General features: G+C 58.2%; 9 protein-coding genes and 2 pseudogenes. 4 read left to right on the plus strand and 7 right to left on the minus strand.

Annotated features, from left to right (window positions below):
* The first annotated feature begins 108 nt into the window (after window positions 1-108).
* Window positions 109-1,524 (plus strand): hypothetical protein, encoded by a 1,416-nt coding sequence (locus tag ACFFK0_RS30220; protein ID WP_377475091.1) that lies wholly within the window; start codon window positions 109-111, stop codon window positions 1,522-1,524.
* A gap of 66 nt (window positions 1,525-1,590) precedes the next feature.
* Here the strand turns inward: ACFFK0_RS30220 and ACFFK0_RS30225 are convergent, their stop codons facing one another.
* From ACFFK0_RS30225 to ACFFK0_RS30250, 6 genes and pseudogenes are all read right to left on the minus strand, one after another.
* A complete protein-coding gene (locus ACFFK0_RS30225; RefSeq protein ID WP_377475093.1) occupies window positions 1,591-3,903 on the minus strand; it encodes a type IA DNA topoisomerase in 2,313 nt (770 codons plus the stop codon).
* Window positions 3,904-4,029: 126 nt separating this feature from the next.
* Window positions 4,030-4,716, minus strand: a complete 687-nt coding sequence (locus ACFFK0_RS30230) for a class I SAM-dependent methyltransferase (protein ID WP_377475095.1) — start codon at window positions 4,714-4,716, stop codon at window positions 4,030-4,032.
* 275 nt (window positions 4,717-4,991) lie between these two features.
* Window positions 4,992-5,099, minus strand: a pseudogene (locus tag ACFFK0_RS30235) (class I SAM-dependent methyltransferase); the annotation flags it as partial.
* Window positions 5,071-5,820: pseudogene (locus ACFFK0_RS30240) on the minus strand (MerR family transcriptional regulator); the annotation flags it as partial. The pseudogenes ACFFK0_RS30240 and ACFFK0_RS30235, both read right to left, overlap by 29 nt.
* Before the next feature lie 114 nt (window positions 5,821-5,934).
* Window positions 5,935-6,438 carry a metallophosphoesterase family protein gene (locus ACFFK0_RS30245; RefSeq protein ID WP_377475097.1) on the minus strand — a complete coding sequence of 168 codons (504 nt, stop codon included), beginning with the start codon at window positions 6,436-6,438 and terminating at the stop codon, window positions 5,935-5,937.
* A complete protein-coding gene (locus ACFFK0_RS30250) occupies window positions 6,435-7,940 on the minus strand; it encodes an amidase (protein WP_377475167.1) in 1,506 nt (501 codons plus the stop codon). The genes ACFFK0_RS30245 and ACFFK0_RS30250 overlap by 4 nt, the downstream gene beginning before the upstream one ends.
* 131 nt (window positions 7,941-8,071) lie before the next feature.
* Here ACFFK0_RS30250 and ACFFK0_RS30255 point away from each other — a divergent pair, with 131 nt between their 5' ends.
* The 3 genes from ACFFK0_RS30255 to ACFFK0_RS30265 are packed head-to-tail and all read left to right on the plus strand — an operon-like array spanning window position 8,072 to window position 11,674.
* Window positions 8,072-9,385 carry an AAA family ATPase gene (locus ACFFK0_RS30255; protein ID WP_377475099.1) on the plus strand — a complete coding sequence of 438 codons (1,314 nt, stop codon included), beginning with the start codon at window positions 8,072-8,074 and terminating at the stop codon, window positions 9,383-9,385.
* 20 nt (window positions 9,386-9,405) lie between these two features.
* Entirely contained in the window at window positions 9,406-11,172 is a 1,767-nt protein-coding gene (locus tag ACFFK0_RS30260; RefSeq protein ID WP_377475101.1) for a vWA domain-containing protein, read from the plus strand.
* Window positions 11,132-11,674: a DinB family protein gene (locus ACFFK0_RS30265; RefSeq protein WP_377475103.1), complete on the plus strand. Its 543-nt coding sequence runs from the start codon at window positions 11,132-11,134 to the stop codon at window positions 11,672-11,674. Before ACFFK0_RS30260 ends, ACFFK0_RS30265 begins: the two co-directional genes overlap by 41 nt.
* 16 nt (window positions 11,675-11,690) lie before the next feature.
* On the opposite strand, the gene ACFFK0_RS30270 is transcribed toward ACFFK0_RS30265, so the two are convergent.
* On the minus strand, window positions 11,691-11,909 hold the full coding sequence (locus ACFFK0_RS30270; RefSeq protein ID WP_377475105.1) for a hypothetical protein: 219 nt from the start codon (window positions 11,907-11,909) through the stop codon (window positions 11,691-11,693).
* Between the last annotated feature and the right edge of the window lie 42 nt (window positions 11,910-11,951).

Raw genomic sequence — 11,951 nt, forward strand, 5'->3', positions numbered from 1 at the left:
GGCATCCGGATTTATTTTTATCTGATGAACGGAAACGCACTCACCTTTCTCCGTGCCTCGAATAGGCTGAAGTACAGGTTCCTTGAACCAAAACGGAGGTGGCACCAAATGAGCGTTGAATGGCTTGGACTGCACGGTGTATTCGTGCTGTTTATCGCTGCAATTATCGGCTTCATGATCGCGAGGAGAGATACGACCATCGTATGTTTGGCCGGAATATTGGTGCTGGGATTGGTGGCGACGTATTCTTTAAGCGAATCGGTTAGCGGCGTTTTCAACAGTTTTATTTATGCCATTAAGGAATTGGCCGGAACGATTCTGGTCATTTCAATTATCGTCGGGATGAGCGCCGTTCTGACCAGGAGCGGCATCCACGAAACGATGATCGCACCGGTGTCGAGATGGGTCCGGTCGCCGGGTCTCGCTTTCTGGATAACGGGAATCGTCATGCTGGTCATTTCCTTGTTCTTCTGGCCTACCCCTGCCGTTGCTCTTGTCGGTGCCGTGCTGCTGCCGGCTGCCATTCGCGCCGGCTTGCCCGCGGTCGGCGTCGCCGTTGCGATCAACTTGTTCGGACACGGCATCGCGCTATCCGGCGACTACATCATTCAAGGCGCACCTAAACTGACCGCGGATGCGGCAGGCATACCGGTAGGCGATGTCATCGAAGCATCGATCCCGCTGGTCATCATCATGGGCGTCGTCACGACCGTTATCGCCTTCCTTGATCTGCGCAAGGACATGAAAACCGGTAAAGGCGTATTCCCCTCGCCATTCAAAGGCTCGACAGGACTCAATGACGATCTGCCTTTCTCCATACATTCGTTAAAGCCTGCTCTAACGTTGAAGCAGAAGCGCTGGTTGTCCGTCATGATCGTCGCTTCGTTCGCGCTTGACGTAATCGCCATGCTGACGATGAAGCTCCAAGGCGGCGACGCGACGGCGCTGATCGGCGGCACGGCGCTAATCATTTTGGTCATCGTTTCTTTGATGACGCATCGAGGCCAAGGACTGGAAAAGACGACCGGCTATTTGATCGAGGGTCTGCAGTTCGGCTTTCGCGTGTTCGGCCCGGTGATCCCGGTCGCTGCATTCTTTTACCTGGGCGATGCGGCTCTGAAAGAGCTGTATGGCAGCGTGCTCCCGGACGGCTCGACCGGCATCGTGAACGATTTGGGCGTCGCGCTTGCCCAGCACGTGCCGGTCAACCCTGCCGTCAGCGCAGTGACAGTGACGATGGCCGGCGCGATCACGGGTCTAGACGGCTCCGGCTTCTCTGGCATTTCCTTGGCCGGCTCCATCGCCCATCTGTTCGGCGCCGCGCTCGGCACAGGCATCGATACGTTGACGGCACTTGGTCAGATTGCCGCGATTTGGGTCGGCGGCGGAACGCTCGTTCCGTGGGCGCTCATTCCGGCGGCGGCCATATGCGGCGTAAGCCCGTTCGAGCTGGCGCGCCGCAACTTAAAGCCGGTCGCCATCGGTTTGGCCGTAACGACGATCGCCGCGATGTTTATATTATGACGGCAGCACGAAAAGGCTGATCGACGCAAAGCGTAATTGCCCGCTTCGCTCGATCAGCCCGCTTTGTTATCCGTTCTCGATGTCCAGTTTGCCAGTTGAAGGATCGGCCAGGACGATTTTCCCGTCGAACGGCTGTCCCGCGGCATCCGTCAGCTTCAGCTTGGCGGTGCGTCCCTTCTCGATCAACGCCTTTACCTGCGTATCGGTCAAGGAGCGGCCAAAGCTTTCTTTCCAAATGACGAACGAGCAGCCGGAGCGGAAATTCGAACAGCCGTAGCCTTTCTTTCCCATGAAGATCGATCCGCCGCAGCCGGGCCGCGGACAAGCGGCGATAACGGCAGGGCCCCTGCGGCTCTCTTCTCCGTTCGGCGAAGCTGCCTTGGCGGCCGCCGTGGAGGCCGTCCTGCTTCTGGCTGATCGAGTTCCCGAATCACCCGTGCCCGTCCCCCGCTTGCTCCGGACGGCGCCGGTGCTTTTGCCGCCGACGGCTTCCTTCTGCGCTTCGCTTTCGAACGCCGTCTTCGCAACGCGAGCCTGCCTCCGTACTTTGTCGACGATGAGCGAGGCGAACGTCTTGACCTTCTCCATGAACACCTCGTCCGACGCTTGGCCTTTGGCGATTTCATTGAGGCGGCGCTCCCACTGCCCGGTCATCTCCGGCGAAGTGAGCAGCTCAACGCCTGCGGCACGGATCAGCTCAATGGCCGTGCGACCCTTCTGGGTAATAACGATGCGTTTGCCCTGCATGACGATATAGCCGACATTTTTCAGCCGCTCGATCGTCGCCGCCCGGGTCGCCGGCGTGCCGAGCCCCGAATCCTTCATCGCATCGCGCAGCTCTTCGTCTTCGATATTGCGCCCCGCGCTTTCCATCGCCTTCAGCAGCGTCCCTTCCGTAAACGGCTTCGGCGGCTGCGTCTCCTTCTCCTTCACCGTCGCTTCGCGGCACAGAACGGGAGCTTGGCCGTCCAGTGCAAACGGGGAGCTCACTTCGACTTCCTCGTCGTCCTTCTCCTTCGCTTCGTCGCCGTCCTTGTCTTTGCTGGAGGTCGGCTTCTTCTTGGCGGAAGATTCGGCTTGATCCGCATACACGATTTTCCAGCCCAGCGAAAGCAGCTGCTTAATCGTCGTCTTAAACGTTTCGCCTTCGACTTCCGTCAGCACGGTATGCACCTTGTATTCGGCCGCGGGATAAAACTGGGAAAGAAACCGCCGTACGATCAGGTCGTACAGCTTCTGCTCATCCGGAGCAAGTCCGCTGGCCCGCTTTGCCGTCGGCAGGATGGCATGGTGATCTTCTACCTTGGACGGGTTGCAGATGAACTTGTTCCCCTTATGAACGAGCCCGCGGTTCGCTCCTTTGACAAGCTCGTCGTACGACGTCCCCTGCAGCGTACCGAGCGCCCGATGCATTTCCGGGATATTTTGCTCGGTGACGTAATTGGAGTTCGTACGCGGGTAAGTGATCACCTTATGCTTCTCATAAAGCGCCTGAGCCAAATCCAGCGTCTTCTTGGCGGAGAAGCCGTACTTTCCGTTCGCCTCGCGCTGGAGCAGCGTCAAATCGTACAGCTTCTGCGGATACTCCTTCGTCTCTTTCACGTCATATGAGGCGATACGGCCGGGCTTCCCGTTTACCTTGACGCGCAGCGCTTCAGCCTTCTCCGGATCCGTCAGCCGCTCGCCCTGCCACATGCCTCTGTATTCCGTCTCCCCTTGACGGAATTGAGCGGACAGCTCGTAATATTTCAGCGAATCGAACGCCTCCGTCTGCTTCTGCCGGTCGTAAATGAGCGCCAGCACCGGCGTTTGCACACGGCCGACGGATAAAAGCACATTGTGCTTCGTCGTGAAGGCCCGCGACCCGTTCATGCCGATCAGCCAGTCCGCCTCGCTGCGCGAGCGGGCGGCGCGCGTCAAGTTTTCGTACTCGGCCGCATCTTTCAGCGAAGCGAAGCCGGTGCGGATCGTCTCCGCCGTCAAGTCGGAAATCCACAGCCGCTGCACAGGCTGACGGAGCCGCAGATGACGCTGAATGTAGGAGAAGATCAGCTGTCCTTCCCGCCCGGCGTCGCAGGCGTTGACGATCCGGTCGCACGACTTGGCAAGCTCGTCGATTACCTTCAGCTGATCCTTCGTCTTCGGATTCGGCAGCAGCTTGAACTCGGCGGGAATGATCGGCAGGTCGTCAATGCGCCATTTTTTATATTTTTCGTCGTAATAGTCCGGTTCCGCAAGTCCGATCAAATGTCCGATCGCCCACGTAATGATATACTGCTGGCCTTCCAGATGCGTACGCTTATTTACCGCTTTCGGCTCGATCGCCGCGGCAATGTTGCGCCCCATATCGGGTTTCTCGGCAATAATTAATGTTTTCAACTCGCATACAGCCCTATCTGTTCGATTCTAGACAGTACTAGTTCGACCTGAATCGGGAAAAATCCTGCGCCGCAGACGAAATTGGCCGGAATTGGCGATTTCGGCGTCCGGCTTCCGCATGCAGAATTAATAGACGCGTATCCAAATCCCTGCGCATTCCGGCACGACGGTCAGCCTCCTGGCGGCTACGTGAGCACCCAGCTCCTCTCCGAAGAAGAAGCGGATCAGCTCCGCCGCCTGAGCGGCATCGTCGAAGCGGTAGTCCGTTCGAATCGGGTGCCTCCGGTAGCCGTAGGTTCGCTCCAGCTCTTCGTAGTATGCAGTCAAAAAATCCGGAGGCGCAGGCTCTGCGACACCGGTTCCGAGCGTTTCGATGATCAGGGCCGTTCCGCCCGGACGCAATACACGCTGCACTTCGCTCATGACGGCGGCCAAGTTCTGCATTCCACTCGGAACTGTGGAATTGGCGATATAGCCGATCGTCCAGCCGGCTACCAGAACGTCTGCGCTGCCCGTCTCGGCCGGTATCGCCCGATGGTCCGCCGTTTGAACCGTCCAATTCGCAAGCCCTTCCTGCCGAAGCTTGGCGGCGGCGAGTCGAAGCATCGCATCCGAGGCATCGAACGCAGCGACTGTACGTGCTAGACGGGCAAGCGGAACGGTCAGCCTGCCTGCCCCTGCTCCCAGCTCGATCACCTCTTTTCCCGCGATGGAACATAGACTTTGCAAGGCCATGCTGACGTCAGGCTGCTTGGATACCAGTTCGTCGTATTTGCCGGCTTCCCGCTCGTAGATATGCGTGTGATTTGGCATTGGGTGTCACCCTCCAAATGTTCGAATTGATCGCTGCATTGCTGCGACTCGCCTATCATAGCGATTCACGCAGCGGCAAGGTCAAGCCGGGAATATTACCGCAGAGGCACGGCATAGATCACATGGGTCAGCTCGCCCCACTTTTTGGTTTTCGTGATGTAGCCTTCCGCTTCGAACCAGTCCGTCAAGTTGCTCACGTCGGTTACGTATTTGCCCTGAAGCTCCTTCGGAATGTCAGCCCGATTGCCGTCCTCCAGGCAAAAATCGGCGATACAGATCCTTCCCCTCGGCTTCAACACGCGCCGCAGCTCGGAGAGCGCAAGCCGCTTCTGTTCGTCGGTCATGTGATGAAGCGCGAAGCTCGATACGGCAAAATCGAACATCCCGTCCACATAGGGAACGGCAAGTGCCAAGCTTCGTCTCTATGCCTGCATACTTGCTCCTGCACAGGGCCAGCATCGACCTCGATTGATCTACTGCTGCCATCCGGCATCCCGAGGCCGACAGCTTCCCCGTTAAGTTGCCGGTTCCCGCCCCGGCATCGACGCCGTACTCGTTCGCCTCGGGTCGAATCCATTTGCACACCGTATCAAGCGCATGCTCGTAATATCCATACAGGCCGTCTGCGGTTTGAACAAGGCTGTCGTGCTGAGCCGACAAAAGATCGAAATTCCATTCGTCCTGCCAGCGGCTTCTCGTTTCCTTGACCTGTTTGATGCCTTCCGCAAGCGAATGCAGTTCCTGAAGCGGCAAGTCCTTATCCACGCGAACAGTTTCGATCATCCGGTCGACGGCCGTAAGCTGTTCCTTGAATTCGAGCCAAGTTGCGAACATCTCGGACCGACGCAGCTCCAGGTGATGCAGCAGCTCGTCCTTATTTCCGAGTTCCACCTGATCCAAAGCGCTCTTGATCTTGTCAAGACTCATGCCGATTTCCCTTAGCGCGATGATCATCTGCAGTCTCCACAGCTCGTTTTCCGTAAAAATGCGGTAGTGATTGCGGTTCCGTACGCCCTGAGGCAGCAGCCCCTTCTCCTCGTAGAACCGAATCGTTCTTGTCGATATGCGGAATTGCTTGGCCGCTTCGTGAATGAGCACGTCCATCCATCCTTCCCCCTACTATTGTAAGCCTTTACGCTACGTCAATGTAAAGAGGCCGGATGGGATGAAAAAACCGCGGAAGGTCTGTAAGGTTCCGCGGTTTTTCCTAATCTTCCTCTAAGCTTTGTTATCGTAATAAACGAGCTCGGCAGTTACGATACGCCCTTCCTGAACGGTAACGAGGCCATATGAATATCGCGGCTGACGGCGCTTGTCCGTCGGCGAGCCCGGATTGAACAGCAGCGTACTGCCGACCATTCGCTTCTCGGGGATATGCGAATGGCCGTAAACCAGCAGGTCCGGCAGGTCGTCCCGGAACGTGTCCATGGCACGCTCCGCCGTCGTCTTCCGTACGCCGTCGCCGTGCACGAGACCGATCCGGACGCCGTCCAGCAGCAGCCGTTTCGCGTAACCGAATCGATCGACGATATCCGGACCGTCATTGTTCCCGGCGACGGATTGGACCGGCGCGATCCGTTCGACGAGACCGACGACATGGGGACTAACCCAATCGCCTGCATGCAGGATGATCTCTACACCTTGCAGCCCCCGGACCAGCTCGTCAGGCAGCTTCGTTGCCGAACTGCCCAGATGCGTGTCTGAGATAATTCCGATTTTCACGCTGACGCCCCCCTTTCCAGCTTCGGCGGTTGACGCAGCTTGTTCGCCTGTTCGTAGCTGTACGCAAGCTTTAACAGCTGCGGTTCGCTGAAAGCTGTGCCCGAGAACGTAAGACCAAGCGGGCCGGCCTCGCTCATGCCGCACGGCACCGTAACGGACGGATAGCCGGCAATCGCCGGAATATGGATGAATGAGCTCCCGGCGGACACGATCGCATCCAGCCTGTACTCACGGAGCACCCGATCCATGCCGCCGGACTGTGTCTGTTCGATGTCGAGCGCTCTCGCCCGCAAATAAGCCGGGTTCGTGAGCAGGCCGCCGGTCGCCTCCGCCGCCTCCATCCTGGCCTGGCCGTAGCGCAGCATAGCCTTCTCGTTCCTCTTGTTGAAATCAATGACATCGGCAAGACTGTGAACCGGCACATGTGCCGCCACCCCGCTCAAATAGGCGTTCAAGGCCGCTTTGAATTCGTGGGTCAGCACCTCGGGCCGGTAAGGCTCATCCTGATACGGGAACTGTTCAATTTCCACGACTTCAGCCCCCATGAGGCGCAGCGTGTCGAGCGCTTCTCGAAAGAGCGGCAGCCGGTGCTCCGGATCTGAGACGAATTTATCAAAAAAGACCGGCACGCCCAGCCTTGCACCTCGCAGCCCCTCCGCATCCAAGTAAGCCGTATAATCGTGCGGTGCTGCACCTTCGCTTGCCCAAGTCGCCGGGTCGAGCTCATCGACGCCGGCCATCGCGCCAAGCAGCAGGGCGGCGTCGGTTACCGTCCGGGCAATCGGGCCGGGCGTATCTTGGCTGAATGAGATCGGGATGATACCCGAGCGTGAAATGAGGCCGACGGTCGGCTTCATGCCGACGACGCCGTTCCAGCTTGCCGGGTTAATAATCGAACCGTTCGTTTCGGTGCCGACGGCCGCCGCCGCGAATCCGGCATTGACGGCGGCGGCCGAGCCGGAGCTGCTGCCGCCTGCAATATGCGTACCCGGCTTGTACGGGTTCAGCACTTGCCCGCCTCGCGAGCTGTATCCCATCGGCATGTCGTCCGCCATGAAATTGGCCCATTCCGTCATATTCGCCTTGCCGAGAATGACAGCGCCGGCGGCGCGCAAGCGAAGCACGAGATACGCATCGTCCGCCGCATAATGGTTCGCCAGCGCAAGCGATCCGGCGCTCGTATGCATGCTGTCGGCAGTGTCGATGTTATCTTTCAGCAGCACCGGAATGCCGTGCAGCGGACCGCGCGGCCCTTTGCGGCGCCGTTCCGCATCCATCGCCTCGGCCGCATGCAGGGCGTCGGGATTGATTTCCAATACGGAATTGATGCGCGGTCCGGCTTGATCGAGCTCGGCAATTCGTTTCATGTATATCAGGACGATCGATCTTGACGTAAGCTCCCCGTTCTCCATCGCCTCCTGGAGCTCCGCGATCGTTGCCTCCGGCAGCCGCTTGTCCCAGTCAGGACTACCTTCTATGACGCCTTTATCCTTTATCTGCATATCGCTAAATTCCCCTTTTCCATCATGGACGTTACCTATGTTTTCCATTGTACTCCTCCTCATTCGTACTTTCCATCGCGGTTTGGTACAATATGACTACCGTACATTTTACTGAAAGGTGCTGAGCCCCCGTGAGTACGACAACGGCTTCTACCGACTTAACCTCCAAGCTGCAGAAGGTCATTTCCGTTCTGGAGCAGCGCTTTCTCGAACGCGAAGAGCTGATTCGCCTTCTTCTGCTCGGCATCGCCAGCGGCGAGAACGTGCTGATGGTCGGACCGCCCGGAACGGCCAAATCCGGCCTTGCCCATACAGTTGCCCAGCTCTTCGGCGGCGGCGGCCGTTTCTTCGATTATTTGCTGACCCGGTTCACGACTCCGGACGAAATGTTCGGCCCGGTATCGCTGCAGCAGCTCAAGCAGGACGAGTTCGTGCGGCGGACGGAGGGCTACTTGCCGTCGGCGGAATTCGCCTTTCTCGATGAAATATTTAAAGCGAACAGCGCCATCTTGAACGCGCTCCTGTCGATTCTGAACGAACGGGTATTTTTCAACGGACGCGAAAAGCAGCAAGTTCCATTGGTTTTCTTAATGGCCGCCTCCAACGAGCTTCCGGAGGAAAATGAACAGCTGGCGGCGCTGTACGACCGCTTCCTGTTCCGTTATGAAGTATCGTATATGAAGACGATTGCGAGCTACGAGCGCATGTTCGACACGCCGAAGGAGCCCGTCCCTGCCCTGCTGTCCGTCCGGGATTTGAAGGATATTCAGCGGCGGGCCGAAGGTGTCGAGCTGTCCGAAGCGATCATTTATATGCTGTTCCAGCTGAAGACGGTTATGGAAGAGAAGGAATACGTCGTCTCCGACCGCAGGTGGAAGAAGATCGGCAACGTCTGGCGCACCTCCGCCGCTTTGAACGGCCGCACCTCCGTGTCGGTTTGGGATACCGTGTATACGCCTCATATGCTGTGGGATTTTCCCGAAGATCTCAGTCCGCTCAAGGAGCTGTTCGACGGCGTCTTCCAGGAAGCGCTGAAGCGCGAGATGGAGCGGGAGCTGCCGCTCGGCCAATACGATCAAGTCCTTCGCAAATGGCTGGAGCGCGAGGACGAGCTGCACAGCTTCCAGTTCAAGCGCGAGGTCGGCGCCAATGTGCCGAAAGAAACCGCCGAGCGTCTGCGCCGTGCGCTGGATGAAAGCCGGGCCGAGCTGGAGGAGACGGCCAGAGCGCTGGCCAAGCGGCTGACCGCTTGGCAGCTGCGGGAACAGAAGCTGGACGACTGGATCCGCTCGCAAAATGTACTGATCCTGCACGCGGATACGTACGCGGCCAAGTTCACGAGACTTCGCATTCAAGGCGAGCGCATTCTCCAGCAGCTGCAGGGGTTGTACCGGACGCTCAATGACAAAGATATTCCCGGGTTCACCTACGATTACACCTTGTAACGAAGCGGAGGGTTTCGCCGATGCTGATCGAATGTGCCCGCGTCGACAAATACGTATTCGAAGGCTACCTCCGTTCGTCCCGGACCGCGCGGGAATGGCTGCTGGAAGCTCGCAGACAGGCGCCATGGTTTACGGAGGAGCTGTTCGCGGACTTTTTCTTCGCCTTCTATTTGGCCGAGCCCCGGCTGGACTACAGCGCACCGGACGTGACGCCGTTTCACCGCTGGCTCGTCGAGACGCTGCTGCGTCAGCATTTTTACCGGACGATCCACCCTCGCACCATCCAACAAGTGAACGCCGCCTTCAAGACATCGTTGAAGTCTCTCATGTGGTTAACGGCTTCCTATGAAGAGGAGACGAAAAAGCGCGAGCGGCAAAAACGGCCCGTCTCGGCCGGCGTCGGCGAGAAACGGCCGGCCCCCGGACAGCAGCCCGGAGAGCTGGAGGAACGGCTGTCGCAGAAGCAGATTGAGAAGCTGAGGCTCGTCGGCTATACCTTGCAGCAGGGCAAGCGCACCGTCGAGGAGAAGCAGGCGGAGCTTGATGCCAAGCCGCTTGCGGCGGCGGAAATCCGCGCATTAAAGCAGCGGATCGAGGAATTGAAGCAGGAGATGAAGACGGAGTTCCTGAAGCGGGACAAGCTGAAGGCGAAGCTGCGCAAAGCCGAAGAGGAGCTTGCGGTCGTCGAGGCGCAGCGCAGCAAGCAGGAACGGCGCGACAAGGAAGCCGTGCAGGCGATCGAGTCGGAGCTCGGGGATTGGCTGAACCGTTCGCTGCGCGAAACGCTCGAGGGCGAAGACGAAGACAGCTTCCGTCTGCACGAATTAATTCAAGCAAGCCAGCGGCTGGCCAACCGGCGCTGGGGGGCCGAGCTCGGCAAGCTGAGACGGCAGCAGTTCGAGCACTATTTGAAATGGGTCGACAAGATGAAAAAGCAGCCCGACCTGCTCTCCTTCCTGCATGAAGTCGGCCGCAACATTCATCATCTGAAGGTGGCCCGCCGCGCCAGAAAATCGCCGCATGTTCCGGAAGCGTACGACGATCTACGCCAATCCGCCGATTTGCCGCATATGCTGCCGAGTGAAGCTAGCCTGCTTGCGGACCCGGATTTCGAACCGCTTCTTTTGCAAAAATGGCTCGAAGGCAAGCTCCTGACGTACAACATTTCCGGCCGTGTCGAGGAGCCGCAGAAGGGTCCGGTCATCTGCATGCTTGACACCTCGCACTCGATGCGGGGAGCGAAGCTGCAGCTTGCCCAGCTGTTCGTCGCCACCTTCGCTTCGTATTCGCTCCTGGAGCGCCGTGATTTCGTTCTGCTGCTGTTCGGAGCTAAAGGCGAGGTGCTCGAGCATATGCTGTATCATCGCCGTCCGGACTGGGCCGCTTTCTACAGCTTGGCGCAGATGGCGTTCGGCGGCGGAACGAACTTCGACGCCCCGCTTCGCCGCGGCATCGACATTGTTACCAATACGCCGGCTTTTCGGCATGCCGATTTCGTCATGGTCACCGACGGTGTCGGCGCGGTATCCCCTCCCCTCCGACAGGAGCTGGGCGAGCTCGGCCGGACGAAGCAGCTGCGGCTGCACACGCTCATTATCGGCTCGGCTCGTCAGCATTTGGTGCAAAAATATGACATCCTGGGCGTATCGCATCAGGTGCGTTTCGCCGCCAACTGGGATATGCGGGATGTGACGAAAGACGAGCTGCTGCTCGATGTATTTTCTGCCGAAAGAGAGTCGGTTCGCCGTGATCGGATTCGCAGAGCTGGAGCCGTTCCTAGATCGTAAACGCCATGAATTATTGGCCGCGGTTGATTGGTTTGATCCTGTATCGGAAGCGAAATCGCTCCGTGAGGCTGAGGGCGGCTGGACACCTTGCGACGTACTGGAGCATGTTGCCATGGTAGAACGCATGGTGACTGCGCAAGTTCAGCTGCTGCTGGATTCGGCTCCCGCCCTCCCTTCCGAGCCTGCTGGCGATAAGCTTGTCGACATCACCGAGCCGTTCCGCGAACGGGGGCTGCTGGGAAGCAAAAAGAAGACGCCTCCGCATTTGGAGCCGTCCGGCCTAATGTCATATGAAGAAGCGATGCGTGAAATGCAGGAGTCCAGAGCTCAGCTCAAGGCGCTGCTCCCCCATCTAGCATTGCGCGAAACGAACGCATTGATCGCGCCGCACCCGCTCGGACTTTCGCTCAATGCATGTCAATGGGTCCTATTCAGCGCCTTTCATGAGTGGAGCCATATTCACCAGCTGAAGCGGATCCGCGCCGCACATCCACGCGCCTAGCCGCATGCTTCAGCCGCTACAGCGCACTGCGTTTGCGCTCCATTAATCCGTATATCGTCTCCAAGGAAACGCCGGTTTTATGATAAACCTCCATAACGGTAGCCCAAGGGTTGGCGGAAATAAATTGCTTCACTTTACGGGAATCTTCGATAACGGATTCCGCGCATGCTTTGCAGTGCTTTTCAAATTGGGTAATAAAGAGCGTTCCGCACCGTTTGCAATTAGCTAATGCCATCTGTAGCACGACCTTTCGCTTGTCCTATTGCGATAGTATTCG

The organism is Paenibacillus chartarius (assembly GCF_042432825.1).
Lineage (GTDB): Bacteria > Bacillota > Bacilli > Paenibacillales > NBRC-103111 > Gordoniibacillus > Gordoniibacillus chartarius.

Coding starts and splice junctions, on each gene's coding strand:
- ACFFK0_RS30220 (WP_377475091.1), top strand. CDS start 109: ATGAGCGTTGAATGGCTTGGACTGCACGGTGTATTCGTGCTGTTTATC.
- ACFFK0_RS30230 (WP_377475095.1), bottom strand. CDS start 4,716: ATGCCAAATCACACGCATATCTACGAGCGGGAAGCCGGCAAATACGAC.
- ACFFK0_RS30250 (WP_377475167.1), bottom strand. CDS start 7,940: ATGCAGATAAAGGATAAAGGCGTCATAGAAGGTAGTCCTGACTGGGAC.
- ACFFK0_RS30260 (WP_377475101.1), top strand. CDS start 9,406: ATGCTGATCGAATGTGCCCGCGTCGACAAATACGTATTCGAAGGCTAC.
- ACFFK0_RS30270 (WP_377475105.1), bottom strand. CDS start 11,909: ATGGCATTAGCTAATTGCAAACGGTGCGGAACGCTCTTTATTACCCAA.